Genomic DNA, 25,880 nt, shown 5'->3' with positions numbered 1-25,880 from the left:
GGCCGTGCATGTGGCACGGCCCACTTCGGAGGCAAGCGATGAGTTACATCGATGGTTTCGTCCTGGCGGTGCCCACTGCCAACAAGGAAAAATTCCTCGCCCACGCGCGCAGCGGCGACGTGGTGTTCATCGAATACGGCGCCCTGCGCGTGGTCGAGTGCTGGGGTGATGACGTGCCGCACGGCAAGACCACCGACTTCTTCGGTGCGGTGAAGGCCACGCCGGATGAAACGGTTGTGTTCTCGTGGATCGAGTGGCCGGACAAGGCCACCCGCGATGCCGGCATGAAGAAGATGATGGAAGACCCGCGGCTGGACCCGGCGCAGAATCCGATGCCGTTCGACGGTGCGCGGATGATCTACGGCGGCTTCGTTCCGATCTACGAACTGACCGCCTGAGTACCGATGGCCCGGGCCGGGCGCGCGCGCTCAGCGCGCGTCCGTGTCCTCACTGCCCACTGCATGGCCGGCGCCCAGCGCGGCGCCGGCACCCAGGCCCAGGCCGCCCATGCCGCCGCCCATGCCCCCTCCACCACCGCCGCCGCGGCCGCCCTTGGCATCGCCGTCGTTGCGTGCCTTGCCGCTGCCACCACCGCTGCCACCGGGCCGGGTCGGCCCCTGCGGCGGAATGCGCAGATCGCTTGGGATGGGTGCGAGGTCGAGGGCTTCGCGCACGAAGTCACGCAGCGACACCACCAGTTCGTGGGTGTGCACCGGTCGGCCCTGTGCCAGTTCTTCGGCCGCGCGCGCCGCCAGGCGCACCTGTTGGTCGGTGCCCAGCAGGAGGATGTCCGACAGGGCCGCTTCCACGGCATCGCGGATGCGCCGGGCGCGGTCCGAGCCGGGCTCGACGATGCCGTGTTCGGCTTCGCGCTGGCGCAGGTCACGGCGATGGGTGGGGTCCACGCCCAGCTCACCGGTGAACGAACCGCCCAGGGTCTTGTAGGCCGCCATCAGCGTGCGCAGGCGTTCGTTGATCTGCCGGTTCTCGCGCTCGCGGCGCTGCTGCAGGGTCTGCATCACCAGCAGGCGGATGCCCACGCCCAGCAGGGTGATGAGGACCAGGCCGGCCAGGGTGGAGAGCACGCCCTGCCAGGAACTGAAATCGATACCGCGCATGCCCGGGGCTCCAGCGGGAGGAACCTGCATCTTGCCGCAAAGCGTGCCCCTGAAATGCGAAAGGCCCTCCCGCCCGGGGGGCGGAAGGGCCTTCTGTCACCGCGCGATTACTTGCGCTTGGCGACCTTGCGCACGGCCTTGGCCGGAGCCTTCTTGGCAGCGGCCTTCTTGGCGACGACCTTCTTGGCCGGGGCCTTCTTGGCGGCAACCTTCTTCAGCGGCGCAGCCTTCTTGGCCACGGCCTTCTTGGCGACGGCGACCTTCTTGCCGACAACCTTCTTGGCAGCAGCGGTCTTCTTGGTGGCAACCTTCTTGGTGGCTGCAACCTTCTTGCCGACGACCTTCTTGGCAGCGGCGGTCTTCTTGGTGGCGACCTTCTTGGTGGCGGCAACCTTCTTGCCGACAACCTTCTTCGCAGCCACGGCCTTCTTGCCGGCGACCTTCTTGGCGGCGACGGTCTTCTTGGCCACGGCCTTCTTGGCGGTGGCGACCTTCTTGCCGACAACCTTCTTGGCGGCCGCGGTCTTCTTGGCAACGGTCTTCTTGGCGACGGCAGCCTTCTTGGTGGCGGCCTTCTTCACGGTGGCGACCTTCTTGCCGGCAGCCTTGGTGGCGGCCTTGGTGGTCTTCTTGGCCGCAGCGGCCTTCTTGGTCACGGCCTTGCCGGCAGCAGCCTTCTTCTTGGCCACTTCCTTCTTCAGGGCAGCGGCTTCGGCCTTGGCGTTCTTCTTGGCTGCTTCCAGCTTCTGCTTCGCCTTGGCGACGGTCTTGCCGACCGACTTGGCAGCCTTGTCGGCCTTCTTGGCAACGGTCTTCTCGACCTTGGCCACGGCCTTCTTGGCCTTGGCAACGCGGGTACCGGCAGCCTTGGTGGCGCGCTTGACGGTCTTCTTGACCGACTTCACGGCGTCTTCGGCGGCGTGGGCGATGGTCTCGCCAACGTTGGCGGCGGTTTCTTTAACGTTCTCGACGGCGTCGGTCACGACCGACACACCATTACCGTTGCTCATGTTGCCCTCCTGGGGGCCTGGATTGTCAAAACGGGGCGATGCTATACCGACATTGTCCATCGTGGAACGGGGCGCACATATTCAATCGCACCGGATGCGACGGACCTGGTGTAGGCGAACACCAGCGCCGGACCGAGCTGCATTCAGAAAACCCCTTTTTTTAAGTGCTACGCGATGAGGGGCGTGCGTTCGCGCTCCGCCTGCGGGCCTCTGCGCATCGCAGACCAACAAGCTGCGTGCCGGGCACCATCGCAACGTCAGGATGCGCCCAACTGCGCAAGTATCGGAACGCGTCGGCACGCGGCGGAGGCACGCCTGCAGGGTCGACATGCGCATCGCGAGCCGGCTTTTTTTCATGGGCCATTTATCCGGACCGCGACACACTCATTCAGCTTGTTCTACCGTATAGGCCTACGGCCCCACTCACCGCCAGCGAACCAACTCCCATGCGACCGCTTCCCACCCTGCTCACGCTCGCAATCGCTGCTGCCTTTGGCGGCTTCGTCGCCACCGGCATCAACGCCCATCTGGACAACCGCGCCGATGCGGCGCCGCTGCCCGCCGCGCTGCCGACCAGTGCCGCGTTGCCGGCGGCAGTGGCCGGGCAAGCCGTGCCGTCGCTGGCACCGATGCTGGAAAAGGCCATGCCGGCCGTGGTCAGCGTCAACACCAAGCAGGTGGTGCGGGTCCGCAATCCGTTCTTCAACGACCCGTTCTTCCGCCGCCTGTTCCCCGATGTGCCGCAGGAACGCATCAATGAATCGCTCGGTTCGGGCGTCATCATCGACGCCAGCGAAGGCCTGGTGCTGACCAACCACCACGTCATCGACAACGCCGACGACGTGCAGGTGACCCTGGCCGACGGGCGCACGGTGAAGGCCGAGTTCCTCGGTTCGGACCGCGATACCGACATCGCCCTGATCCGCATCCCGGCGCAGAACCTCACCGACATCAAGCTCGGCAACAGTGACCAGCTGCGGGTGGGCGACTTCGTCGTGGCCATCGGCAACCCGTTCGGTTTCAGCCAGACGGTGACCTCGGGCATCGTCTCGGCGGTGGGCCGCACCGGCATCCGCGGCCTCGGCTACCAGAACTTCATCCAGACCGATGCGTCGATCAACCCGGGCAATTCCGGCGGCGCGCTGGTCAACCTGCAGGGCCAGCTGGTCGGCATCAATACCGCCAGCTTCAATCCGCAGGGCAGCATGGCCGGCAACATCGGTCTGGGCCTGGCCATCCCTTCCAACCTGGCGCGCAGCGTGGTCGACCAGCTGGTCAAGCATGGCGTGGTGGTGCGCGGCACGCTGGGCGTGGAAGCGCAGAACCTGAGCGCACAGATCGCCCAGGGTCTGGGCCTGGGTGAAACGCGCGGTGCGCTGATCACCCGCGTGCTGGCCGGTTCGGCCGCCGCTGCCGCCGGGCTGAAGCCGGGCGACGTGGTGGTGTCGGCCAACGGCCAGCGCGTGGACAGCGCCGAAGCCCTGCACAACGTCGAAGGCCTGGCGGCGGTCGGCAGCGTGCTGGCGCTGGATGTGCGCCGCGAAGGCAAGGCGGTGCAGGTCAAGGCCACGCTGAAGGAACAGGCACGCTCGGTGACCGGCGACAGCCTGGACCCGCGCCTGACCGGCGCCACCTTCACCGACCTGCCCGAGTCGCTGCGCCAGTCCGGCGTGGGCGGCGTGCTGGTCAGCGAGGTCAAGCGCGGCAGCCGCGCGGCCAGCAACGGCCTGCAGCAGGGCGACATCATCAGCGAGGCCACGGTGGGCGAATTCGCCGACCTGGCCAGCTGGCGTGCCAACTTCCAGCAGCGCCCGGCCAACCTGGTGCTGCGCATCCTGCGCAACAATGGCCAGCAGCAGGGCCAGCTGGTGATGCGCTGATCGCCCCGCCGTAACACCCCCTATACCCGGCCGATGCTATTGCTGTACGCCCCATCGGCCGAACCCTTCGTTCGTCCCCCCATCGCAACAGGAGTGATTCGATGAGCCCCACCAATACCGAGAACCTGAAGGAACACCTGGGTGAAGCCGGTTCCCACCTGAAGCAGGCCGCCAGTGCTGCCGGCGGTGCGATCAAGGGCGCCTCCGGCGCTGCGACCGACGAACTGCGCATCGGCAAGGCCAACGTCAAGGCCGAACTGTCCGACAGCGCGCTGTCCGGCCTGGCCGCCGCCGAATTCGGTGGTGCCGCTGCCAAGGAGCAGGTCGATGCACTGATGGACAAGGGCAAGGACCTGGTCGACAGCGCCGCCGAGCTGATCCGTGAGCGTCCGCTGGCGTCGTTCGGCGTGGCCTTCGCCGCCGGCTGGCTGATCGCCAAGCTGGCCAGCAGCAGCGACAAGTAAGCTGCGGCGTGAGCGAAGAGACCACGCAAGCACCCGATCCGGCGGCCACCCCGCCGCTGGACGAGAGCATCCGCCAGGTCGGCGCGGCGGGTAAGGCCGCCGCCGATTCGGCGAAGAATTCGCTGCGTACGCTGCGGCGGTTGGCTTCGGCCGACTTCGCCCTGGCCCGCAGCGCATTCGGCCGCGCCCTGGCCTGGGCCGGGGTCGGCATCGTGTTCGGTGCCTCGGCCTGGCTGCTGATGGCCGCCACCCTCATCGCCCTGCTGCAGAGCTGGGGCCTGAGCTGGCTGCAGGCCCTGCTGATCACCTCGCTGCTCAGCCTGGCCGTCACCGGCTACGCCATCTGGCGGGTGTCCTACTTCTTCCACCACACCGGCATGCACGCCACGCGGCGCCAGTTGTCGAAATTGGGCCTGTTCGACGAGCCCAACGAAGACGACCCCGATGCCGAGGTGCAGATTCCGGAGGGCAAACCATGAAGTTCGGCGCGCTGCAGCGGCGGGTCAAGCGCTGCGAACAGGTGATGGCCGTACGCATGGCCGAAACCGAGGACAACTGGACCGTGCTCAGCCGGGTCTGGCGGCAGGGCTGGTCGCCGCTGCGCATCATCACCGTCGGCCTGGCCGGCGGTTTTCTTGCCGGCAAGCTGGAAGTACCGGGCAAGGTCAACGGCGCACGCTGGCTGCAGATGATCGGTTCGGTATCCAACCTGTTTGCCAGCGGCCAGGCGGCATTTGCCGCGGCGATGGCCGCGCATGCGGCCGATACGGCGGATGAAGCTGCCGACCAGGCCGATGAAGCCGCCGAGCAGATGGCCCCGCAGGCCGCTGCCCCCCCGGCCCCGCGACCGGCAGCCGCCCCCGAGCCGGAACTGCGCGAACCGCAGCCGGCCGAAGCGGCTACCGACGTCTCCGAACGTTGACTCGACACACCCGCCGCGTTGATCGCGGCGGGCGGATAATGAGCCTCCCTTCCCGGTCGGTGCGTCGATGAGCGAGTCCCTGCTGTCCCCTGTGGCCCCCGAACCGGAAAGCAAGGCGCCCCTGCCGCCGCCCTCGCGCCCGCGCGGGCCGATGTCGCTGGTGGTGCTGGCCACCCTGGCCGTTGCCTTCACCCTGTGGGCCGCGCAGGACATCATCCTGCCGGTGCTGCTGGCGATGTTCTTCGCCCTGGTCGGCAACCCGATCCTGCGCTTCCTGCGCCGGCTGTGGATCCCGCGCGCGATCGGTGCGCTGCTGATCCTCGGCACCGGCCTGGGGGTGACCGCCTCGCTCGGCGTGCAGCTGATCGGCCCGGCGATGGACTGGGCGCAGGAAGCCCCCCAGCAGCTGCGCAAGGTCGCCCGCCAGGTGCAGGACCTGACCAAGCCGGTGCAGCAGGCCAACCAGGCGGCGGAAAACTTCGCGCGCGTCGCCGGTGGCGAGAGCAGCCGCAGGATCCAGGTCATCCGCACGCAGCTGGACGACCCTTATCGTGTACTGACCCGGGCACCGAAGCTGGCCGCCTCGGTGCTGGCGGTGGTGCTGCTCACCCTGTTCTTCATGATCTATGGCGAGAGCCTGCAGCGCGCGGCCATCGCCCTGTTCCCCAACCGCCAGCAGCAGCGCTTCACCACCGACATCCTGCGTTCGATCGAACGCGAGGTCTCCCGTTACGTGCTCACCATCAGCGTCATCAACACGCTGGTGGGGCTGGTGTTTGCCGGCGTGCTGATGCTGCTCGGCATCGGCCTGCAGGAGGCGCTGCTGTGGGGTACGGTGGCCGCGCTGCTGAATTTCGCGCCGTACGTGGGCCCGCTGATCGGCGTGGCGACGATGCTGCTGATGGGCTTCGTCGAGTTCCGCGATCCGCTGCAGGCCCTGCTGCCGGCCGCCGCCTACCTGGGCCTGCATACGCTGGAAGGGCAGCTGGTGACCCCGATCGTGCTGGGCCGGCAGATGAAGCTGTCGCCGCTGGTACTGATCCTGGCCCTGATGGTGTTCGGCTGGGCGTGGGGCATGGTCGGCCTGCTGCTGTCGGTGCCGCTGCTGGTCTGCATCAAGCTGGTGCTGGCGCGCCTGGAGGGCATGCAGGGCTGGGCGCGGCTGCTGGAATGAAAGCCCCGGCGGGCAGGCGTAGAATGGCCGGGTGAAATTTCCAGTCCAAGCCATCACCCTCGACCTCGACGACACGCTGTGGCCGTTCGCGCCGATCGGCGCCCGCATCGACGTGGTCCTGCACGAATGGATGTGCGAGCACAGCCCCGCCACCGCTGCCATGTACCCGGTGGCGGCGATGCGCGAACTGCGCGAGCGCTCCTTCCGCGACAACCCGCAGCTGCACTTCGACCTGAGCGCGCTGCGCCGGCTGACGATCCAGGAGGCGCTGCAGAACAGCGGCGCCAGCCTGGACCTGCTGGAGCCGGCCTACGAAGTGTTCTATGCCGCGCGCAACCAGGTCGAGTACTACCCCGACGCACTGGAGGCCCTGGCGCGCATCGCCGCGCGGGTACCGGTGGCGGCGCTGAGCAACGGCAACGCCGACCTGGAACGGATCGGCCTGTCGCATCTTTTCGCCTTCCAGCTGGGCGCGCGCGAACATGGCGCGGCCAAGCCGGAGCCCAGCATCTTCCATGCCGCCTGCGACCGCCTGGGCGTGGCGCCGGCGCAGGTGCTGCACGTGGGCGACCATATCGAGATGGACGTGGCCGGGGCGATCACCGCCGGCCTGCGCGGCTGCTGGATCAACCGCGACGCTGCCACCTGGACCCATCCGCAGCTGCAGCCGGACCTGCAGTTCGACACCCTTACCGGCCTGGCCGACTGGTTGGACGCCAACCTCGATGCCGCCGACGAACACCGGAGTAACTGACGCATGAGCGAGATCACCGGCTTCACCGCCACCGCCACCGCCGCACTGCCGCTGCACGTGCTGGATCGCGAGCAGTACGCCAGCTGGAAGGCCGCGCAGCCGGCCGCCCAGCAGGCATGGCTGGACGCACAGGGCTTCACCGCCGCCGGCCACAGCGTGGCCCTGCTGCCGGGCGCGGACGGCCTGGCCGGTGCGGTGATCGGGGTCGGCGACCGTGCCGATGCGTACGCCTATGCGCATGCCCCGCACGCCCTGCCCGAAGGCAGCGTGTGGCAGCTGGCCACCGAGCTGCCGGCCGCCGAACAGGCGCTGCTGCAGCTGGGCTGGGGCCTGGGCAGCTACCGCTTCGACCGTTACCGCAAGCGCAACCGTGCACCGGCACAGCTGCTGGCCAGCCCGCCGGCGGAAGTTGCCGACCTGATCGCCGCCAGCCTGCGCGTGCGCGACTGGGTCAACACCCCGACCGAAGACATGGGCCCGCAGCAGCTGGAAGACGTTGCGCGTGCGCTGGCTGACGCCCACGGTGCGCAGGTCGAAGCGATCACCGGCGACGAATTGCTGAAGCAGAACTTCCCGGCCATCCACGCGGTGGGCCGTGCCTCGCACCGTGCACCGCGCCTGATCGTGTTGCGCTGGGGCAAGGACAGCGACCCGGCGCTGGCGCTGGTCGGCAAGGGCGTGTGCTTCGATACCGGCGGCCTGGACATCAAGCCGGCCGACGGCATGCGCAACATGAAGAAGGACATGGGCGGTGCCGCCCATGCGCTGGCCCTGGCCGGGCTGGTGATGGCCCAGCAGCTGCCGGTGCGCCTGACCCTGCTGATTTCGGCGGTGGAAAATGCAATCGGCCCCGATGCCTTCCGCCCGGGCGAGATCATCGCCACGCGCAAGGGACTGAGCGTCGAGATCGACAACACCGACGCCGAAGGCCGCCTGGTCCTGTGCGACGCGCTGACCTTCGCCGGCGAGCAGAAGCCCGACCTGGTGCTGGACTTCGCCACCCTGACCGGTGCCGCCCGCATTGCGCTGGGCCCGGACCTGCCGGCCCTGTTCAGCAACGACGACACCGTGGCCCAGCAGTGGCTGCAGGCCGGCGATGAAACCCGCGACCCGGTGTGGCGCATGCCGCTGTGGCGCCCGTACCTGCGTTACCTGAGCAGCGGCGTGGCCGACCTGGCCAATGCCGGCTCGCGCATGGCCGGCTCGGTGACCGCCGCGCTGTACCTGGAGCGTTTCCTGGAGAACGACCAGCGCTGGGCGCACCTGGACGTGTACGCCTGGAACGACGGCGAGCGCCCGGGCCGTCCGGCCGGTGGCGAGGCCCTGGCCCTGCGTTCGGCCTGGGCGATGCTGAAGGCGCGTTACGCCTGAGCCTGCGCGCTCCACGGTAGAGTCGACTGTCAGTCGACTATCGCGCGCAGCGCGGGATTCTCCACGGCCGATCGGAGAGCAGTCGACCAACGGTCGACTCTACCGCTGCCCCCGACGGGGCTGGCAAATCTGACGAAAAATTGAATTTCGGCCCCGGCCGGGTTCTGCGAGGATGTGCGGGTCGACCACCCACACGATCCGTGAAGGCAGGAACCCGACCATGTCGCTCTTCCGCTACACCCGCGCCGGCCAGACGCCCGGCGCACCGCGCACGCATTCCCCGTTGCCCTGGATCGCCCTGATCGCCCTGATCCTGGGCGGCGCGGCGCTGGCCTTCGCCTGGCTGGCCGGCTGGATCGGCAACCGCCTCACCGCGCAGCGCTTCACCGACACCATCGAAGCCACCGGCCCGGCCCATCCAGGCTTCCGCCGTGCGCACAGCAAGGGCATCTGCGTGGCCGGCTGGTTCGAGCCCAGCGCGCAGGCGCCCACCCTGTCCAGCGCGCGGGTGTTCTCGCAGGCGCGCGTGCCGGTGATGGGCCGCCTGTCGATCGGTGGCGGCGACCCGTACGGCGCCGACAACACCGCGCGCGTACGCAGCATGGCGGTGCAGATGGTCAGCGACGATGGCCAGGAATGGCGCATGGCGATGAACAGCTTCCCGTTCTTCGCCGTGCCCGACGCCAAGGCCTTCTACGAGCAGACCCGCGCCTCCATTCCCGACCCGGCCACCGGCAAGCCCGACCCGCAGAAGATGGCTGCCGTGCTGGCCAAGTACCCCAGCGCGCAGGCCTTCCAGCAATGGGCGAAGACCGCGCCGTGGACCAGCAGCTGGGCCGATACCACCTACAACAGCGTCAACAGTTTCTGGTTCACCAACGCGCAGGGACAGAAGCGCGCGGTGCGCTGGCGCTGGCAGCCGCTGGCGCCGGTGGTGGAGATGGATGCGGAGACGCGCAAGCAGGCCAGCGTCGATTTCCTCAGCCAGGAACTGCAGCAGCGCCTGGCCAAGGGCCCGGTGCAGTGGAACCTGGTGGTCAGCACCGCCGCGCCCGGCGATGCCATCGACGATCCGTCGACGCCGTGGCCCGACTCGCGCGAGCAGGTGGTGGCCGGCGTGCTCAGCCTGGACCGCATGCAGTCGCAGGAGGAAGGCGCCTGCGGCCAGGTCAACTTCGACCCGTTGATCCTGCCCAGCGGCGTGCGCGGCAGTGACGACCCGATCCTGGCCGCACGCTCGGCCGTGTACTCGCAGTCCTTCAACCGCCGCGAACGCGAACGCGCCGCCGGCAACGTCGAACAACCGAAGAAGGAGGCCGCACGATGAGTACCGGCAACGGCCACTTCAACCTGCTCGCGCGCATCCTGCACTGGACCATGGCGGTGATGATCCTGGCCATGCTGTTCGTCGGCGTGACCATGGTCGCCTCGCTGCACCTGCGGCCGATGCTGATCGACCTGCACCGCCCGCTGGGCATCGCCATCCTCGTGCTGGTGCTGCTGCGGCTGTATAACCGCCTGCGGCATCGTCCGCCACCGCTGCCGGCCGACCTGCCGGCGTGGCAGGTGCTGGCGGCGAAGGCATCGCACTGGATGCTGTACGGGCTGATGCTGGCGATGCCGCTGATCGGCTGGGCGATGCTGTCGGCCGGCGGCTACCCGATCACCCTGTGGGGCGGCCTGCACCTGCCGCCGATCGTGCCGCACACCCCGGCGCTGTATGCCGCCCTGCGCAACGCGCACAGCCTGCTGGCGTATGTGCTGTTCGCCACGGTGCTGATGCACGTGGGCGCGGCGCTGTTCCACCTGTGGGTGCGCCGCGATGGCGTGTTCCAGGCGATGGCGCGCGGGAAGGATTGAGCAGGGCCTCGGATCGGTAGCGCCGGGCCACGCCCGGCGGATCGTTTCGTCGCACGTGCAGGCAAAGGTCAAAGGCGGCCGCTTCGCTCGCCGGGCATGGCCCGGCGCTACAACCAACCCTTCTGCCGCGCCAGCCGGTACGCCTCGATGCGGTTGGCCACGCCCAGCTTGCCGATGCACTCGGACAGGTAATTGCGCACCGTGCCGTGCGACAGCCCCAGCTGCTCGGCGATCTCGCTGGCCGTGCGGCCCTCGCCTGCCAGGCGCAGCACGCGGCGCTCGCGATCGGTCAGTGGATCGGCCTGCGACCACGCGTCCATCGCCAGCTGCGGGTCGATCGCGCGGATGCCCTGCTGCACCTTGCGCAGCGCTTCGGCCAGGTTCTCCGCCGGCGCATCCTTCAACAGATAACCCAGCACCCCCGCTTCCAGCGCGCGGCGCAGGAAACCGGCGCGGGCGAAGGTGGTGACGATGACCACCTTGATCGGCAGTTCGTGGCGGGCGATGCGCTGGGCCAGCTCCAGGCCGGTCAGGCCGGGCATCTCGATGTCGGTCACCAGGATGTCCGGCTGCAGCTGCTGCAGCATGCGCCAGGCAGCCTCGCCGTCGGCAGCGCTGCCCAGCACGTCGATATCCGGCTCCAGACCCAGCAGCGCCGACAGCGCGCCGCGCACCATGGCCTGGTCCTCGGCCAGCAGGATGCGGATCATGCCGCACCGTCCTGTGCCAGCGAGGCCGGCGGGACCGGAGTGGTGGCCGCTGCCAGCGGCACGCGCACGCTCAACACGGTGCCCTCGCCCCTGGCCGACTGCACCTGCAGCTGGCCGCCCAGCGCGGCCACGCGCTCGCGCATGCCGCACAGGCCATTGCCTTCGGCCTGCAGGCCGCCCCGTCCATCATCGCGTATCTGCATCACCAGCTGCCGTCCTTCCTGCATGAATTCCACCCGCGCCTGGGTCGCCTGCGCATGGCGCACGATATTGGTGGCCGCCTCGCGCAGCACCAGAGCCAGGCCGCGCTCTACCTCCACCGGCATCGGTGGCGGCACCGTGTAATGCAGGTGCACCTGCTGGCATTCCAGCAGCAGCCGCGCCGAGGCCAGCTCGCCGGCCAGATCGCTGGCACGGATGCCGGTGACCGCACTGCGCACCTGCGCCAGTGCCTCGCGGGCAATGGCCTCGGCCTCGCCGATCTCCTGCCGCGCACGCGCGTCATCGCGGTCGTACAGCTTGCGCGCCAGTTCCAGCTTCAACGTGATCAGCGACAGCGTGTGGCCGAGCAGATCGTGCAGGTCACGGCCGATGCGCTCGCGCTCGGCGGTGGTCGCCAGCCGCCGCACTTCCTCCTGCGACAGCTGCAGGGCCACATCGCGCTGCTGGCTCAACGCCTCCACGTTCACCACCAGGCCGACGATGAAGGACACCGCCGGCATCCACACCAGCGCCTGCCATGGGTAGCCGAAGTACAGCGCGGCCGAGCAGAACACGATGTTCAACCCGGTCAGCTGCAGCAGGTACATCCACCAGCCGCTGCGCCCGCTCATGCGCATCAGCACGCAGCCGAACACGAAGTAGCTCAGGCCGGACGGGTACCAGGGCAGCAGCACCAGCGACAGCGCGACCATCGCCAGCGCATAGCGCGGGCCGTGGTGGCGCGGCGCCAGCATCACCCGTGCATACAGGAACAGGAACAGCGGATAGCTGGCCAGGGTGAGGAACAACCAGCGCAGGGTGAAGCCATTGCCCAGCGCGGGCGTCAGGAAGATCCACACCGACCACAGCAGGTGGATCGCACCGCTCCACGGCGATTTGCCCCGACGCAACAGGTCGGCCACGGCCGAATCCGGCGCAGGGCGCAGCAGGGAGGCAAGCCAGCTCGACGACACGGGCGGATCCAGGCGGGGACGTTCGCTGCCGATCATGCCAGTTCAGCCGACCCGACGCAGGCGGCGGCGCGCCAGCAGCAGCGCCACCACGGTCACGCCCAGCAGCACCAGCAGATGCCCGGCGAGGCTGCCTGCCGCGGGCAGCCCGACCACCGTCAGCGCCAGCTGCGCCAGGTGCCAGGTCGGCCACAGCGGCGCCATCGTCGAGAACAGCTTGGGCAGAGCCGACAGCGGCAGCCACAGGCCCGAGAGCAGGGCCAGCGGCAGGTACACCAGGTTGACCATCGCCGGTGCCGCGCTGGCACTGACATGGCTGCCGATCAGCAGGCCGATGGCGCCCAGCGGCAGGGCCGCCAGCGCAGCCACGGCCAGCAGCTGCAGGATCTGCTGCACCTGCAGATGCACGCCGCCCAGAGTGCTGGCTGCGGTGACCAGCAGGCCGGCCACCAGCAGCGCGAACATCACCGCCATCGCCAGCCGTGCCAGCAATGGCGCCGCCGCCGGCATCGGCAGCGCGCGCTTCAGGGTCAGCAGGCCACCTTCGCGGTCCAGTGCCAGCTGCACGCCGAAGCCGAACAGGGCCGGTGCCATCGCGCCGAACACGCTGTAGGTAGCCAGCAGGTACAGCGGCGCGTGGCCACGCCCCAGCAGCACGCCGAACAACAGGTAGAACAGCACCGGGAACAGCAGCGACGGCACCGCGAAGGCCGGCGTGCGCCAGGCCCGGCGCAGCTCGGCCTGCAGCTCGGCGATGTAGGGACGCAGGGCGGCACGCACGGACGCGCGCGGCGCAGCGAGGGTGTGGGTCACGGTGTTCATGCGGCCTCCCGGGTCATGTCGAGGAAGGCGTCGGCCAATGCCGCGCCCTGTACTTCCAGCTCCTGCAGTCGTGCATCGGCAGCCAGCAGGCGCGCCACCACCGGTTCGGCCGGGCTGGCCAGCAGCTGCAGGTGCGCACCGTCGCGCTGCACCTGCTGCACGCCAGGCCAGTGCTGCACGTCTTCCACCGCCAGGCCGCTGCGGCAGCGGATGCGCCGCGGCCGGTCGGCCAGGCGCAGCTCGGCCAGCGGCGCATCGGCCAGCACGCGGCCCTGTTCCAGCACCACCACCTGCTGCGCCAGCGCTTCGGCTTCCTCCAGGTAGTGGGTGGTCAGCAGCACGCCGCAGCCTTCGGCCACCAGGTGCCGGATCGCCTGCCACATCACCTGCCGCGCCTGGATGTCCAGGCCGGTGGTGGGCTCATCCAGGAACAGCACGCGCGGGCGCCCGCACAGCGCGATGGCGAACTGCACCGTGCGCTGCTGGCCACCGGACAGCTGCCCATAGCGGCGGCGGGCCAGCTCCTGCAGGCCGGCGCGCTGCAGGACCTCGGCCAGCGGCATCGGATCGGGATAGCAGGCGCTGGCCTGCGCCACCAGTTCATCCACCTGCAGCATCGGCGGCAGGCTGGTGCTCTGCAGCATCACGCCCAGCCCCACGCGGCTGGCGCGCTGCTGCGGATCACCACCAAGCAGTTCGACCTGCCCGGCATCGGCGCGGCGCAGGCCCAGCAGCACGCTGATCGCGGTACTCTTGCCAGCACCGTTGCGGCCCAGCAGGGCCAGGACCTGGCCGGCACGCACCTGCAGGTCGATGCCCTGCAGGGCGGCATGGCCGGCGTAATGCACCTGCACCTGGTGCAGGCGGGCCAGCGGGGCCGTAGTGGGAGCTGCGGTCGGATCCATGGGTGCGGTACCGGTAGCGGGGACGTTGCCATCCTGTGCCGCCCCGGTCACGTTTCGCAGTGGCCGCCGTCAGCTACATCGGGTGACAGCTGTCACTGCCATCCCGCCCCGTGCCACCTGCATGCTGTGCCACACGCTTTGCCACCGGAACCGCTGCTGTCGCCCTTCCGGCCACTCCGCCCGAACGCCTGTGATGGAACGCAATGAACGCTTCTGCCGAGCTGTTGAAGGAACTCCGTATCGACCGCAAGAGCCCGCCGCCGTCCTCCGGGGATGGCCCGGGCGGCCGCCGCTGGCTGTGGATCGCGCTCATGGTGATCGTGCTGCTGTTGGCCGGCGGTGCCTTCTTCCTGTTCGGCCGCGAGCCGACGGTGGAGGTGGAAACCGCACCGGCAGTAGCGATCCAGCAGGGCAATGCCAGCAGCTCGGTACTCGATGCCAGCGGCTACGTGGTGGCCCGGCGCATGGCCACGGTGTCGGCCAAGATCACCGGCAAGGTGCGCGAAGTGATGATCGAGGAAGGCATGCGGGTGGAGGCCGGCCAGGTCATGGCCACGCTGGACCCGATCGATGCCGATGCACAGCGCAGCCTCTCCGCCTCGCAGGTGCAGGCCGCACGTGCACAGGTGGCCGGCCTGCAGGCGCAGCAGCGCCAGGCCGCCGCCGAAGCCAGCCGCCTGCAGGCGCTGGTCGGCCAGCAGCTGGTCTCGCGTTCGCAGTACGACCAGGCCGTGGCCCAGCGTGACAGCCTCCGCGCACAGCTCGATACCGCCCAGCGCAATGTCAAGGTGGCCAGCGACCAGCTCGCCATCGCCGACCTCGGCGTGGACAACAACATCGTGCGCGCGCCGTTCTCTGGAGTAGTCACCGCCAAGGCCGCGCAGCCGGGCGAGATCGTCTCGCCGCTGTCGGCCGGTGGCGGCTTCACCCGTACCGGCATCGGCACCATCGTCGACATGGATTCGCTGGAGATCGAGGTGGAAGTGGGCGAAGCCTTCATCGGCCGCGTGCAGCCGAAGATGCCGGTGGAAGCCACGCTCAACGCCTACCCGGACTGGAAGATCCCCGGCGAGGTGATCGCCATCATCCCCACCGCCGACCGCGGCAAGGCCACGGTGAAGGTGCGCGTGGCGCTGAAGGTGAAGGACCCGCGCATCGTGCCGGAGATGGGCGTGCGGGTCAGTTTCCTGGAACAGGCGCAGCCGCAGGCCACCGCCAGCAAGCCGCAGGGCGTGCGCGTGCCGGCCACGGCGGTGGTCGAGCGCGACGGTGCCAGCGTGGCCTTCGTGCTGGGCGATGCCGACCGCGTGCAGCAGCGCGCCGTGCAGGCCGGCCAGGCGATGGGCAAGGATCGCCAGCTGCTGAAGGGCGTGAGTGCGGGTGAAAGCGTGGTGGTCAGCCCACCGGACACCCTGCGCGATGGCGCCAGGGTTCGACTGAAACAAGCGCAGTAACGGCCTGGCGCCCGCGTGGCGCCGCCGGCAGCACCGTTCGATGCATGCCCTCCGGCCCGTGGCCGGCGCGCGTTCCCGTGTCCCACCCTTCGTGGAGAACCCCGATGTCGACCCTGGTTTCACTGCGCAACATCACCAAGACCTACCAACGCGGCCCGGAAAAAGTGCAGGTGCTGCACGGCATCGACCTGGACATCGCCAGCGGCGACTTCGTCGCGCTGATGGGCCCGTCCGGTTCGGGCAAGACCACCCTGCTCAACCTGATCGGCGGCCTGGACAACCCCAGTGGCGGCGAGATCAGCATCGAAGGCGAGCGCATCGACCAGATGAGCGGCGGCCAGCTCTCGACCTGGCGCAGCCACCACGTCGGCTTCGTGTTCCAGTTCTACAACCTGATGCCGATGCTGACCGCGCAGAAGAACGTGGAGCTGCCGCTGCTGCTGACCCACCTCAGCGCCGCACAGCGCAGGCGCAATGCCGAGATCGCGCTGACCCTGGTCGGCCTGGCCGACCGCCGCAGCCACCGCCCCAACGAACTGTCCGGCGGCCAGCAGCAGCGCGTGGCGATTGCCCGCGCCATCGTCTCCGACCCGACCTTCCTGATCTGCGACGAACCGACCGGCGATCTCGACCGGCAATCGGCCGAGGAGATCCTGGGCCTGCTGCAGCAGCTCAACCGCGAACACGGCAAGACCATCATCATGGTCACCCATGACCCGAAGGCCGCCGAGTACGCCACCCACACGGTGCACCTGGACAAGGGCGAGCTGGCCGACGCCCCGCTGGCCCACTGACGGAGGCCCCGGCGATGAAATACTTTTCCCTGGTCTGGGCCCAGCTGTTCCGCAGCCGCACCCGGACCCTGCTGACCCTGCTTTCGGTGGTCGCGGCATTCCTGCTGTTCGGCATGCTCGATTCGGTGCGCGTGGCATTCAATTCCGGCGGCAGCGTGGAAGGTGCCAACCGCCTGGTCACGGCTTCGCGGCTGTCGATCACCCAATCGCTGCCGATCCGCCTGGAGACGCAGATCCGCCAGGTCGATGGCGTGCGCGACGTGGCCTATGGCATGTGGTTCGGCGGCATCTACCAGGACCCGAAGAACTTCTTCCCGAACTTCTCGGTGTCGCCCAACTACTTCGACGTCTACCGCGAACTGCAGATCGACCCGGCACAGCTGGAAGACTGGAAGCAGACCCGCACCGGCGCCATCGTCGGCGAGACCCTGGCCAACCAGTTCGGCTGGAAGATCGGCGACACCATTCCGCTGCAGGCGACCATCTTCCCGCGCGGCGGCAGCAATGACTGGCCGCTGGAGCTGAAGGGCATCTTCCGCTCGAAGGACCGCGCGCAGGCGGGCAACGAAGAACGCCAGCTGATGATGAACTGGAAGTACTTCGACGAGTCCAACGACTACATCAAGAACCAGGTGAGCTGGTACACGATCACCCTGGACAACCCCGACCATGCCTCGCGGGTCGCGCAGGCCATCGATGCGATCTCGGCCAACTCCGACCACGAGACCAAGACCCAGACCGAATCGGCGTTCCAGCAGGCCTTCGTCAAGCAGTTCGCGGATATCGGCATGATCGTCACCTCGATCATGGGCGCGGTGTTCTTCACCCTGCTGCTGCTGACCGGCAACACCATGGCGCAGGCCGTGCGCGAGCGCATTCCCGAGCTGGCCACGCTGAAGACGCTGGGCTTCAAGGACAGCACCGTGCTGACGCTGGTGATGGTCGAGTCGGTGCTGCTGATCGGCCTCGGCGGCCTGATCGGCATGGGCCTGGCCGCACTGGTGCTGCCGGCGATCGCGCCGAAGAGCCTGGGCATGCTGCCACCGCACGTACCCACCCCCACCTGGCTGGTGGGCATCGGCCTGATCGTGGTGATCGGCGTCGTGGTCGGGCTGCTGCCCGCGCTGCGCGCCAAGCGCCTGAAGATCGTCGATGCGCTGGCCGGCCGCTGAGGAGGATTCCCGATGAACAGGATCAAGAAGTGGTTGGGCAATGCACTGACCGTGCTGCTGCTGGCGGTGGGCCTGGTGCTGTGGATCGGCCTGCCGTGGGTCGGTGTGCTGGCCGTGGCGGTGCTGGTGGCGCTGTGGCTGCTGCTGACCCGCAGCGGGCGACTGGCGCTGGCGGCCACCCGTATCGGCATCGCCAGCCTGCCGCAGCGCTGGGGTGCCTCCTCGGTGATCGTGGTGGGCATTGCCGGCGTGGTCGGCGTGCTGGTGGCGATGCTGGCCATGGGCGAGGGCTTCCAGGCCACGCTCAACAACACCGGCGATGACACCACCGCCATCGTGCTGCGCGGCGGTTCGCAGGCCGAGACCAATTCGGTCATCACCCGCGAGCAGGTGCCAATGCTGTCCACCCTGCCCGGCATCAGCCGCGATAGCGAAGGCCGGCCGCTGCTGTCACCGGAGCTGTCACAGGTGGTGAACCTCGTGTCCAAGGCCGACGGTACCGACGTCAACGCGCAGTTCCGCGGCGTCGGCCCACAGGCGTGGGCGGTGCATGACAAGGTGAAGATCGTGCAGGGGCGCAAGTTCGGCACCGGCCTGCGCGAGATCGTGGTCGGCCAGGGCGCGCAGGGACAGTTCCGCGATCTGGACGTCGGCAAGACACTGACCCTGGGCAACCAGGCTTGGACCGTGGTCGGTGTGTTCGCCTCGGGGGATGCGCACGATTCGGAAATGTGGACCGATGCCGATACGCTGGCCACCACCTACCAGCGCAGTGCGTGGCAGTCGATCAGCGTGCGCACCGATGGCAAGCCTGGCTTCGAACAGTTCAAGGCGGCCGTGGCGGCCGATCCGCGCCTGAAGCTGGACGTCGAAACTACGCGCGCGTACTACAGCAAGCAGGGCGGTGGCCTGACCAAGCTGATCGACATCCTTGGAAAGGTGATCGGCACGATCATGGCGGTGGGCGCGGTGTTCGGTGCGCTCAACACGATGTACGCCGCAGTCGCGACGCGTGCACGCGAGATCGCCACCATGCGCGCGATCGGGTTCCGCGGCCTGCCGGTGGTGACCGCAGTGATGCTGGAAACCATGCTGCTGGCCTTGCTGGGCGGATTGCTGGGCTGTGCGGTGGCCTGGCTGCTGTTCAACGGTTACAGCGTGTCCACCATCGGCAGCAATTTCAGCGCGGTGGTGTTCAAGTTCCACGTGTCGCCGGAGCTGCTGTGGAATGGCCTGAAGTGGGCGCTGGGCATCGGCCTGGTCGGTGGCCTGTTCCCGGCACTGCGCGCGGCGCGCCTGCCGATCACCACGGCGTTGCGCGAGACCTGACCAACGCGCCGGTGTGTGGAGTGATGGATCTGGAGGGCGAAGCGAAGGCTTCGCCCTTTTTTGTGGGCGCGTCATCCACGCATGGCGTGGATCTACTGGTGTGGCGTCATCCACGCGTGGCGTGGATCTACTGGGCCTCATCCACGCGAGGCGCGGATTTGCCGGATTCATTGTGTATCGCACGGGTGTCCGCGTTGCAGTAGATCCACGCCATGCGTGGATGAACGTTCGCACACTCCGTGCATTACAGATCGCGCGACTGCCGCCGTTATCGGTGCCTCTGCGCATCGAAAACACCTCGCGCGTGACGCTGCGCACAGCACCCCTGTGGATTGTTGGTTGCGATTCATGTTCGGCGCGATGTAACACGCAGGGACAAACAGTTACGAATGAAAACACTCTAGAATCCCGCCCCCCACGTTGGTTTGCAGTACCCCACGCGCCCATAGAACGGGCGCATGTTTTTTTCTGAAACACGAGATTTCACGGATGTCCCTGAAGACCACCCCGCTGCGCAACGCGATCGTCATCGCGCTGGCCGCCAGCTGCACCACCCCCGCCTTCGCACAGGATGCGGGCGACAACACCACCAACCTCGACCGCATCGAAATCACCGGCTCGCGCATCCGCCAGGCCAGTGTCGAGACCGCCCAGCCGGTGGTCGCGCTCAACCGCGCCGAGATCGAGAAGAAGGGCTACGTCAACGTCGCCGACATCCTGCAGGACGTGACCGCTGCCGGTTCGCCGAGCATGAGCCGCGCTTCGTCGCTGACCTCCTCGCGCGACTTCGGTGGCATGTATGTCAGCCTGCGCAACCTGGGCCCGGAACGCAGCCTGGTGCTGATCGACGGCCGCCGCATGGGCGTCAGCGCCGGTGGTTATTCCGACCTGGCCTCGATTCCCTCGGCCATCGTCGAGCGCGTGGAAGTGCTGACCGACGGTGCGTCGGCGCTGTACGGCTCGGACGCCATCGCCGGTGTGGTCAACATCATCACCCGCAAGAATTTCGACGGTGGCGAAGCCAGCGTCTACGTCGGCCAGTACGGCGAAGGTGACGGCCAGAAGCGCTCCTACAGCGCCACCTTCGGCAAGACCTTCGACCGCGGCTGGTTCAGCGTGGGTGCCGAGCGCACCAAGGAAGACGAAGTGATGGGCGGCGCGCGTGAGTTCACCCGCTACGTCAACGGCCCGCGTCATCCGAACGATGGCCTCAACGGCACCACGCCGTGGGGCAGCGTCACCGTCGGCGGCAAGCCGGTGACTGTCGGCCCGGGCGGCGACCCGACCGATGCAGCCAACTTCCACACGCTGAACCCGGCCGATGGTGCCAACACCAAGACCAACATGAGCCTGCTGACCGGCCTGGAGCGCACTTCGGTGTTCGCCAACGGTGGCTTCTCGATCACCGACAACCTGCGTCTGGTTGCCGATGCGCTGTACAGCAAGCGCGAATCGAGCAAGCACCTGGCCGGTTACCCGTACTCGGTGACTGCCGCACAGGCGCGCAGCGGCACCCGCGCCGCCCTGTCCAAGGACAGCGCATTCAATCTGTGGGGCCAGGACGTGCTGTTCTCGCACCGCACCGAAGAAATGCTGCGTGGCACCGAAAACAACATGGAGACCAAGCGCGGCAGCCTGGGTCTGGAAGGCAGCTTCGACACCGGTTCGCGCTACTGGGACTGGAACGTCAACTACACCTACAACCGCAATGAAGGCGAGCGCATCGGCACGGGCAGCATGTACCAGCCCAACGTCAACCAGGCCGTCGGCCCATCCTTCATCAAGGATGGCGTGGCGTACTGCGGCACGCCGGATGCGGTGATTGCCGGCTGCGTGCCGTGGAATCCGGCCGCGCCGATGGGCTACACCGGCCCGGGCTCGCTGAGCAACCAGGACGTGCAGGACTACCTGTTCGCCCGCTTCGTGGACAAGAGCCAGACCACCACCAAGGTGGCCAGCGCCAACATCTCCGGCTCGCTGTTCACCCTGCCGGCCGGCGACGTGCTGACCGCGATGGGCTTCGAGCACCGTACCGAAGAAGCACGCTACACCCCGGACCTGATGGTGCAGAACGGCCAGATCGCCGGCACCAGCGGCAAGCCGACCCAGGGCGACTACTCGCTGAGCGAGGTCTACCTGGAACTGCAGGTGCCGCTGCTGGCCGACATGGCCTTTGCCCGTGAGCTGTCGCTGGACGTGGCCGGTCGTTACTCGGATTACAACAACTTCGGTTCGACCACCAACAGCAAGTTCGGCGTGAAGTGGAAGCCGATCGACAGCCTGCTGGTGCGCGCCACCTACGGCACCGGCTTCCGTGCGCCGACCGTGGACGATCTGTACGGCGGCACCGTCAGCAGCCGTGACTCGTTCACCGACCCGTGCGACACCTCGTTCGGCACCGCCGCCACCAGCGCCGCGGTTGCCGCACGCTGCAAGGCCCTGAACGTGCCGGCCAACTTCCGCCAGCTCAACAGCGACGGCAGCGTGGCCAGCAAGCCGGGCCAGCAGGCCACCACCGATTTCAACTCGGGTTCCAACCCGGAGCTGAAGCCGGAAACCGCCAAGACCTGGACCGTCGGCCTGGTCTACAGCCCGGACTTCGTGCAGGGCCTGGACGTCAGCCTGGACTGGTGGAAGATCCGCATCAACAACGCCATCGTCGGCGAGTCGGCCACCAGCATCCTGGAACAGTGCTACGTGCAGGGTTCGGACGCGGCCTGCGGTCGCTTCACCCGCGGCAGCAACGGCCAGGTCAACGCGCTGGACCGCTCGCTGGTCAACGCCGGCTACCGCGAGACCGCCGGCTATGACATCAGCGCGCGCTACCGCCTGCCGGAAACCACGTTCGGCAAGTTCGCCGTCACCTGGAACACCACCTACACCGACTACCTGGAACAGCGTAACGACAACGCCGTCACCACGCCGGTGGAACAGCTGACCAGCTGGGGCGGCAACTTCCGCGTGCGCTCGACCTTCAACCTGGACTGGCAGTACGGCAACCTGGGCATCGGCTGGACCGCGCGTTACTACTCCAGCATGAAGGAGAAGTGCTCCTACATGGACGAGTGCAACCTGCCGGACTTCAGCTCGGCCTACACCGATGCCTCGCCGACCAACAAGGTGGGCTCGAACACCTTCCACGACCTGCAGGTGCGTTACAGCCTGCCGTGGAATGGCACCGTGTCGCTGGGCCTGAACAACGTGTTCGACCACCAGGGTCCGGTGATGTACAGCCAGCCGAACAGCAGCTTCGTCTACTACGGCGGCTTCGACATCGGTCGTTTCATGTACATGAAGTACCAGCAGCGCTTCTAAGCCTGCACCCGCGTTCCCGTTCCGGCCAACTCTCTCCTGGCCGGAGATGGAAGCAGAACGGCGCCCCTCGGGGCGCCGTTCTTTTTTGCCGGAACCGAGGTCGGATCCCTTCGCAACGCGAAGGGCTCTGACCCCTTTCCCAGCTCAGCCCGGAGGTCAGAGCCCACCGCGTTGCGGAGGGATCCGACCCCTCGCCGCCCGCATCGCCCGCACGTTCTCGCCGACGAACAACACCAGCCCGGCCCAGATCACCGCAAAGCCAATCGCCTTGCCGGTGTCGAACGCCTCGTGGAAGAAGAACACGCCCAGCAGCAGCTGCAGGCTCGGTGCGATGTACTGCAGGATGCCGACCAGCGACAGCGGAATGCGCTTCACCCCGTAGGCGAAGCCGATCAGCGGCACTGCAGTGACCACGCCACCGAACACCAGCAGCAGATCGTTGCGCCAGCCCCAGCCGTGGAAGAACGCGCCGCCATGACCGTTCTCTGCCCACACCGCAAACGCAAGCGCGGGCAGGAACAGGTACAGGCTCTCCACGCCCAGCCCGGCCACCGGATCGACCGACACCAGCTTGCGCAGCAGCCCGTACAGGCCGAACGAACACGCCAGGCCCAGCGCGATCCACGGCGGCGTGCCAGCATCGATGGTCAGCCAGGCCACGCCCACCGCGGCCATTGCCACCGCGATCCACTGCACGCGGCGCAGGCGCTCCTTCAGTACCAGCACGCCCAGCAACACATTCACCAGCGGATTGATGAAGTAGCCCAGGCTGGTTTCGATCACGTGCCCGGCGTTGACCGCCCAGATGTACAGGCCCCAGTTGAAGGCAATGGTCAGGCTGGATACCGCCAGGATCGGCAGCGCGCGCGGCTGCGCGGCGATCTTCCGCCACCAGCCCAGGCGCGCGGTCAGCAGCAGCCACGCCACCACCAGCACCGTGGACCAGATGATGCGGTGGGCAATGATCTGGAACGACGGCACCTCGTTGAGCAGATGCCAGTACACCGGCACCAGCCCCCACAGCACGAAGGTGGACGCGGTGACCCATAGACCGCGGCGTTGTTCCTTCTCGTCCATGCTCACTTCTTCCAGGTCCTTGCCATGGTCAGCACCACCACGCCCAGCAGGATGACCGCCATCGCGAGGAAATCGCGCCAGCCGAACTGCTCGCCATTCAGTGCCGCGCCCAGCAGCACCGCGATGACCGGATTGACGTAGGCGTAGCTGCCGGCCAGCGCCGGGCGCACGTTGTGCAGCAGCCAGACATAGGCGGTGAACGCCACGATGGAACCGAACACGCACAGGTAGGCCATGGCCAGCAGGCCGCCCGTGTCGGGCAGCGTAGTCGGGCGCTCGCCCACCGCCAGGCCGATCAGCACCAGCAGCACGCCACCGCAGATCATCTGCCCGGCAGCGGTCATGAACGGACCGGGCAGATCCAGGCCGCGCGCCCACACCGAACCGAATGCCCAGCCGACCGGTGCGATCAGGAGCAGCACCAGCCCGGTGGGCGACGCCGTGAGGCTGCTGCCGGCATTGAGCCAGACCACGCCGATGAAACCGACCGCGATGCCCAGCCATTCGCCGCGGCTGGCGTGCTGGCCGCGAAACGCGGAGAACAGCGCCATCCACAACGGCACCGAGGCCACTGCTGTTGCGGCCAGGCCGGAAGACACTTCACGCTCGGCCAGCACCACCATGCCATTGCCCAGCACCAGCATGGTCACGCCCATGATGACCAGGTTGCGCCACTGCCGCAGGCTCGGCCGCGGCATCTTCCAGAACAGGCGCAGGGCCAGGTACATCAGGCCGCCGGCGATGATGAAGCGGCTGCCGGAGACCATGGTGAGCGGCAGCGCGCCGCCGTGCAGGGCCTTGGCGATGCCCAGGTAGGTCGAGCCCCAGACCACGTAGACCAGCAGCAAGGCCAGCGCGACAAGGCCACCCCGGGGGGCAGCCGCAGAAGGAACAGGGGAAGCCGACATGACGCACCAGCAGGCAGGGGAAAAGGGATTCTAGAAGGTTCGGGTGACGGAGCAACCCCGCTTCCGGCAGTCGCGCAGGCCTTGCAGGACTTTACTGAACGCGCAGCGCACGACATCGCGTACGACGATCTAGCTATGGTCCCCCCTGCGGGCCGCTGTCACCCTGTGCGGTCCCCATGCCTTGCCCGCCCCTCCGGCACCCGGCGTTGACGTGGGATGCAGTACCTAGGAGGCTGGCTGGCAGCGCCCCACGCGCGCCCCTGGCACCGATCTTTCCCGCATGGAAGCACCGCATCGAGGATCCTCACCCAGATGAGCACCACGTCCCAACCTGCTGTCCCCAGCACCGACGGCGCCGCGCTGCGCCGCTCGATCTCCAATACCCTCAAAGGCTCCGCCGGCAACTTGGTGGAGTGGTATGACGTCTACGTGTACTCGGTGTTCGCCGTGTACTTCGAATCGCAGTTCTTCTCGCCCGAAGACAAGAACTCCACCATGTACGTGTGGGCGATCTTCGCCGCCACGTTCCTGATGCGCCCGATCGGCGCCTGGTTCTTCGGCCGCTTCGCGGACCGCCACGGCCGTCGCCTGGCACTCACCGTGTCGGTCACCCTGATGGCCGTCTGCTCCTTCCTCATCGCGATCACGCCCACGGCGGCCAGCATCGGCATCTGGGCGGCGATCATCCTGCTGTTCGCACGCCTGCTGCAGGGCTTCGCCACCGGCGGCGAGTACGGCGCCAGCGCCACCTACATGTCCGAGGCCGCCATTCCCGGCCGCCGTGGCTTCCTGTCCTCGTTCCATTACGTCACCCTGGTCGGCGGCCACGTGCTGGCGCAGCTCACCCTGTTCCTGATGCTGAACTTCTGGGGCAAGCCGGAGATTTCCGAATTCGGCTGGCGCATCGCGTTCGGCATCGGTGGCATCGCCGCGGTCGTGGTGTTCTGGCTGCGCCGGGGCATGGACGAGACGATGGAAGAATCGTCGATCGAGGCCGCACGCGAGGGCAAGGCGAAGAAGTCCGGTTCGATGTACGAACTGATCGTGCACCAGTGGCGCCCGCTGCTGCTGTGCTTCCTGATCACCGCCGGCGGCACCATTGCCTTCTACACCTACTCGGTGAACGGCCCGAAGATGATCCAGAGCGCGTTTGCCGCGGATGATCCGATGACCGCCACCCTGGTCAACCTTGGCGTGCTGACGTTCCTGATGGTGCTGCAGCCGGTCGGCGGCTGGCTGTCGGACATCATCGGCCGCAAGAGCCTGCTGGTGTTCTTCGGCGTGGGCGGCGTGCTGTACAGCTGGTACCTGATCACCCAGCTGCCGCACCAGCACGATGCCACCCTCGCCTTCCTGACCCTGGCGCTGGGCTTTGTCATCCTCACCGGCTACACCTCCATCAACGCGGTGGTGAAGGCCGAACTGTTCCCCACCCACATCCGTGCACTTGGCGTGGGCCTGGGCTATGCGCTGGCCAACTCGCTGTTCGGTGGTACCGCCCCGCTGCTGTACCAGGGCGCGCTGAAGACCGGCCACGTCGACTGGTTCGCCATCTACGTCACGGCCACAATCGCGGTATCGTTGGTGGTCTATGTCTTCTTCCTCACCAACAAGGGCCCGAACTGGCTCGACGGCACCCGCAAGTAAGGGCGTCGTACTGATCGCAGCC

Annotated in this window: 24 protein-coding genes; 16 read left to right on the top strand and 8 right to left on the bottom strand. The window is 67.9% G+C overall.

What is annotated here, in order from left to right; translation table 11 throughout:
* The first annotated feature begins 38 nt into the window (after positions 1-38).
* The gene (locus C1925_RS01915) at positions 39-398 is read left to right on the top strand and encodes a DUF1428 domain-containing protein (protein WP_108767461.1); all 360 of its coding nucleotides are present in this window, start codon (positions 39-41) and stop codon (positions 396-398) included.
* A 30-nt stretch (positions 399-428) separates the two neighbouring features.
* Here the strand turns inward: C1925_RS01915 and C1925_RS01910 are convergent, their stop codons facing one another.
* Positions 429-1,118 carry a hypothetical protein gene (locus C1925_RS01910; RefSeq protein WP_108767460.1) on the bottom strand — a complete coding sequence of 230 codons (690 nt, stop codon included), beginning with the start codon at positions 1,116-1,118 and terminating at the stop codon, positions 429-431.
* A gap of 107 nt (positions 1,119-1,225) precedes the next feature.
* Positions 1,226-2,128, bottom strand: a complete 903-nt coding sequence (locus C1925_RS21185; protein ID WP_108767459.1) for a histone — start codon at positions 2,126-2,128, stop codon at positions 1,226-1,228.
* Positions 2,129-2,574: 446 nt separating this feature from the next.
* Between C1925_RS21185 and C1925_RS01900 the strand changes: the two genes are divergently transcribed.
* The 9 genes from C1925_RS01900 (at position 2,575) to C1925_RS01860 (ending at position 10,553) form a co-directional block, all read left to right on the top strand.
* Positions 2,575-4,008, top strand: a complete 1,434-nt coding sequence (locus C1925_RS01900; protein ID WP_108767458.1) for a Do family serine endopeptidase — start codon at positions 2,575-2,577, stop codon at positions 4,006-4,008.
* Between the two features lie 101 nt (positions 4,009-4,109).
* The gene (locus C1925_RS01895) at positions 4,110-4,472 is read left to right on the top strand and encodes a hypothetical protein (RefSeq protein WP_108767457.1); all 363 of its coding nucleotides are present in this window, start codon (positions 4,110-4,112) and stop codon (positions 4,470-4,472) included.
* 8 nt (positions 4,473-4,480) lie between these two features.
* On the top strand, positions 4,481-4,951 hold the full coding sequence (locus C1925_RS01890) for a phage holin family protein (protein ID WP_108767456.1): 471 nt from the start codon (positions 4,481-4,483) through the stop codon (positions 4,949-4,951).
* Positions 4,948-5,394: a protein sip-5 gene (locus tag C1925_RS01885; protein ID WP_108767455.1), complete on the top strand. Its 447-nt coding sequence runs from the start codon at positions 4,948-4,950 to the stop codon at positions 5,392-5,394. Before C1925_RS01890 ends, C1925_RS01885 begins: the two co-directional genes overlap by 4 nt.
* Before the next feature lie 67 nt (positions 5,395-5,461).
* Positions 5,462-6,568: an AI-2E family transporter gene (locus tag C1925_RS01880; RefSeq protein ID WP_108767454.1), complete on the top strand. Its 1,107-nt coding sequence runs from the start codon at positions 5,462-5,464 to the stop codon at positions 6,566-6,568.
* Positions 6,569-6,599: 31 nt separating this feature from the next.
* Positions 6,600-7,322 (top strand): HAD family hydrolase, encoded by a 723-nt coding sequence (locus C1925_RS01875; protein WP_108767453.1) that lies wholly within the window; start codon positions 6,600-6,602, stop codon positions 7,320-7,322.
* 3 nt (positions 7,323-7,325) lie between these two features.
* Positions 7,326-8,693 carry a M17 family metallopeptidase gene (locus tag C1925_RS01870; RefSeq protein WP_108767452.1) on the top strand — a complete coding sequence of 456 codons (1,368 nt, stop codon included), beginning with the start codon at positions 7,326-7,328 and terminating at the stop codon, positions 8,691-8,693.
* A gap of 220 nt (positions 8,694-8,913) precedes the next feature.
* Positions 8,914-10,020 (top strand): catalase family peroxidase, encoded by a 1,107-nt coding sequence (locus C1925_RS01865; RefSeq protein ID WP_108767451.1) that lies wholly within the window; start codon positions 8,914-8,916, stop codon positions 10,018-10,020.
* On the top strand, positions 10,017-10,553 hold the full coding sequence (locus C1925_RS01860) for a cytochrome b (protein ID WP_108767450.1): 537 nt from the start codon (positions 10,017-10,019) through the stop codon (positions 10,551-10,553). Before C1925_RS01865 ends, C1925_RS01860 begins: the two co-directional genes overlap by 4 nt.
* Positions 10,554-10,660: 107 nt before the next feature.
* Here C1925_RS01860 and C1925_RS01855 read toward each other — a convergent pair whose 3' ends face one another.
* From C1925_RS01855 to C1925_RS01840, 4 genes are read right to left on the bottom strand one after another with little or no spacing between them, the layout of a single operon-like run.
* Complete coding sequence (locus C1925_RS01855) at positions 10,661-11,263, bottom strand: response regulator transcription factor (protein WP_108767449.1); 603 nt, start codon at positions 11,261-11,263, stop codon at positions 10,661-10,663.
* Positions 11,260-12,474: a sensor histidine kinase gene (locus C1925_RS01850; protein ID WP_108767448.1), complete on the bottom strand. Its 1,215-nt coding sequence runs from the start codon at positions 12,472-12,474 to the stop codon at positions 11,260-11,262. The genes C1925_RS01855 and C1925_RS01850 overlap by 4 nt, the downstream gene beginning before the upstream one ends.
* Before the next feature lie 6 nt (positions 12,475-12,480).
* Positions 12,481-13,257, bottom strand: a complete 777-nt coding sequence (locus C1925_RS01845) for an ABC transporter permease (RefSeq protein WP_108767447.1) — start codon at positions 13,255-13,257, stop codon at positions 12,481-12,483.
* Positions 13,254-14,162, bottom strand: a complete 909-nt coding sequence (locus tag C1925_RS01840) for an ABC transporter ATP-binding protein (protein ID WP_108767446.1) — start codon at positions 14,160-14,162, stop codon at positions 13,254-13,256. Before C1925_RS01840 ends, C1925_RS01845 begins: the two co-directional genes overlap by 4 nt.
* Before the next feature lie 203 nt (positions 14,163-14,365).
* On the opposite strand from C1925_RS01840, the gene C1925_RS01835 reads away from it, so the two are divergent.
* From C1925_RS01835 to C1925_RS01815, 5 genes are all read left to right on the top strand, one after another.
* A complete protein-coding gene (locus tag C1925_RS01835; RefSeq protein WP_108767445.1) occupies positions 14,366-15,616 on the top strand; it encodes an efflux RND transporter periplasmic adaptor subunit in 1,251 nt (416 codons plus the stop codon).
* Positions 15,617-15,720: 104 nt separating this feature from the next.
* Complete coding sequence (locus C1925_RS01830) at positions 15,721-16,410, top strand: ABC transporter ATP-binding protein (protein WP_049412548.1); 690 nt, start codon at positions 15,721-15,723, stop codon at positions 16,408-16,410.
* Between the two features lie 14 nt (positions 16,411-16,424).
* Positions 16,425-17,582: an FtsX-like permease family protein gene (locus C1925_RS01825; RefSeq protein ID WP_108767444.1), complete on the top strand. Its 1,158-nt coding sequence runs from the start codon at positions 16,425-16,427 to the stop codon at positions 17,580-17,582.
* A 12-nt stretch (positions 17,583-17,594) separates the two neighbouring features.
* A complete protein-coding gene (locus C1925_RS01820) occupies positions 17,595-18,911 on the top strand; it encodes an ABC transporter permease (protein WP_108767443.1) in 1,317 nt (438 codons plus the stop codon).
* Between the two features lie 489 nt (positions 18,912-19,400).
* Positions 19,401-22,226, top strand: a complete 2,826-nt coding sequence (locus C1925_RS01815) for a TonB-dependent receptor (RefSeq protein WP_108767442.1) — start codon at positions 19,401-19,403, stop codon at positions 22,224-22,226.
* A gap of 156 nt (positions 22,227-22,382) precedes the next feature.
* Here C1925_RS01815 and rarD read toward each other — a convergent pair whose 3' ends face one another.
* Positions 22,383-23,309 (bottom strand): EamA family transporter RarD, encoded by a 927-nt coding sequence (rarD, locus tag C1925_RS01810; RefSeq protein WP_108767441.1) that lies wholly within the window; start codon positions 23,307-23,309, stop codon positions 22,383-22,385.
* Positions 23,306-24,211: a drug/metabolite exporter YedA gene (gene yedA, locus C1925_RS01805; RefSeq protein ID WP_108767440.1), complete on the bottom strand. Its 906-nt coding sequence runs from the start codon at positions 24,209-24,211 to the stop codon at positions 23,306-23,308. The genes rarD and yedA overlap by 4 nt, the downstream gene beginning before the upstream one ends.
* A 312-nt stretch (positions 24,212-24,523) precedes the next feature.
* On the opposite strand from yedA, the gene C1925_RS01800 reads away from it, so the two are divergent.
* Positions 24,524-25,858: an MFS transporter gene (locus tag C1925_RS01800; RefSeq protein WP_108767439.1), complete on the top strand. Its 1,335-nt coding sequence runs from the start codon at positions 24,524-24,526 to the stop codon at positions 25,856-25,858.
* Positions 25,859-25,880 lie beyond the last annotated feature (22 nt).

Source organism: Stenotrophomonas sp. SAU14A_NAIMI4_5, assembly GCF_003086795.1.
In the GTDB taxonomy this organism is placed as follows: domain Bacteria; phylum Pseudomonadota; class Gammaproteobacteria; order Xanthomonadales; family Xanthomonadaceae; genus Stenotrophomonas.
This window is presented reverse-complemented; position numbering and strand designations above follow the sequence as displayed.

Excerpts from the sequence above, each read along its gene's own strand:
- C1925_RS01915 (WP_108767461.1), top strand. The coding sequence starts at position 39 with ATGAGTTACATCGATGGTTTCGTCCTGGCGGTGCCCACTGCCAACAAG.
- C1925_RS01910 (WP_108767460.1), bottom strand. The coding sequence starts at position 1,118 with ATGCGCGGTATCGATTTCAGTTCCTGGCAGGGCGTGCTCTCCACCCTG.
- C1925_RS21185 (WP_108767459.1), bottom strand. The coding sequence starts at position 2,128 with ATGAGCAACGGTAATGGTGTGTCGGTCGTGACCGACGCCGTCGAGAAC.
- C1925_RS01900 (WP_108767458.1), top strand. The coding sequence starts at position 2,575 with ATGCGACCGCTTCCCACCCTGCTCACGCTCGCAATCGCTGCTGCCTTT.
- C1925_RS01895 (WP_108767457.1), top strand. The coding sequence starts at position 4,110 with ATGAGCCCCACCAATACCGAGAACCTGAAGGAACACCTGGGTGAAGCC.
- C1925_RS01885 (WP_108767455.1), top strand. The coding sequence starts at position 4,948 with ATGAAGTTCGGCGCGCTGCAGCGGCGGGTCAAGCGCTGCGAACAGGTG.
- C1925_RS01880 (WP_108767454.1), top strand. The coding sequence starts at position 5,462 with ATGAGCGAGTCCCTGCTGTCCCCTGTGGCCCCCGAACCGGAAAGCAAG.
- C1925_RS01870 (WP_108767452.1), top strand. The coding sequence starts at position 7,326 with ATGAGCGAGATCACCGGCTTCACCGCCACCGCCACCGCCGCACTGCCG.
- C1925_RS01865 (WP_108767451.1), top strand. The coding sequence starts at position 8,914 with ATGTCGCTCTTCCGCTACACCCGCGCCGGCCAGACGCCCGGCGCACCG.
- C1925_RS01860 (WP_108767450.1), top strand. The coding sequence starts at position 10,017 with ATGAGTACCGGCAACGGCCACTTCAACCTGCTCGCGCGCATCCTGCAC.
- C1925_RS01855 (WP_108767449.1), bottom strand. The coding sequence starts at position 11,263 with ATGATCCGCATCCTGCTGGCCGAGGACCAGGCCATGGTGCGCGGCGCG.
- C1925_RS01850 (WP_108767448.1), bottom strand. The coding sequence starts at position 12,474 with ATGATCGGCAGCGAACGTCCCCGCCTGGATCCGCCCGTGTCGTCGAGC.
- C1925_RS01845 (WP_108767447.1), bottom strand. The coding sequence starts at position 13,257 with ATGAACACCGTGACCCACACCCTCGCTGCGCCGCGCGCGTCCGTGCGT.
- C1925_RS01840 (WP_108767446.1), bottom strand. The coding sequence starts at position 14,162 with ATGGATCCGACCGCAGCTCCCACTACGGCCCCGCTGGCCCGCCTGCAC.
- C1925_RS01835 (WP_108767445.1), top strand. The coding sequence starts at position 14,366 with ATGAACGCTTCTGCCGAGCTGTTGAAGGAACTCCGTATCGACCGCAAG.
- C1925_RS01830 (WP_049412548.1), top strand. The coding sequence starts at position 15,721 with ATGTCGACCCTGGTTTCACTGCGCAACATCACCAAGACCTACCAACGC.
- C1925_RS01825 (WP_108767444.1), top strand. The coding sequence starts at position 16,425 with ATGAAATACTTTTCCCTGGTCTGGGCCCAGCTGTTCCGCAGCCGCACC.
- C1925_RS01820 (WP_108767443.1), top strand. The coding sequence starts at position 17,595 with ATGAACAGGATCAAGAAGTGGTTGGGCAATGCACTGACCGTGCTGCTG.
- C1925_RS01815 (WP_108767442.1), top strand. The coding sequence starts at position 19,401 with ATGTCCCTGAAGACCACCCCGCTGCGCAACGCGATCGTCATCGCGCTG.
- yedA (WP_108767440.1), bottom strand. The coding sequence starts at position 24,211 with ATGTCGGCTTCCCCTGTTCCTTCTGCGGCTGCCCCCCGGGGTGGCCTT.
- C1925_RS01800 (WP_108767439.1), top strand. The coding sequence starts at position 24,524 with ATGAGCACCACGTCCCAACCTGCTGTCCCCAGCACCGACGGCGCCGCG.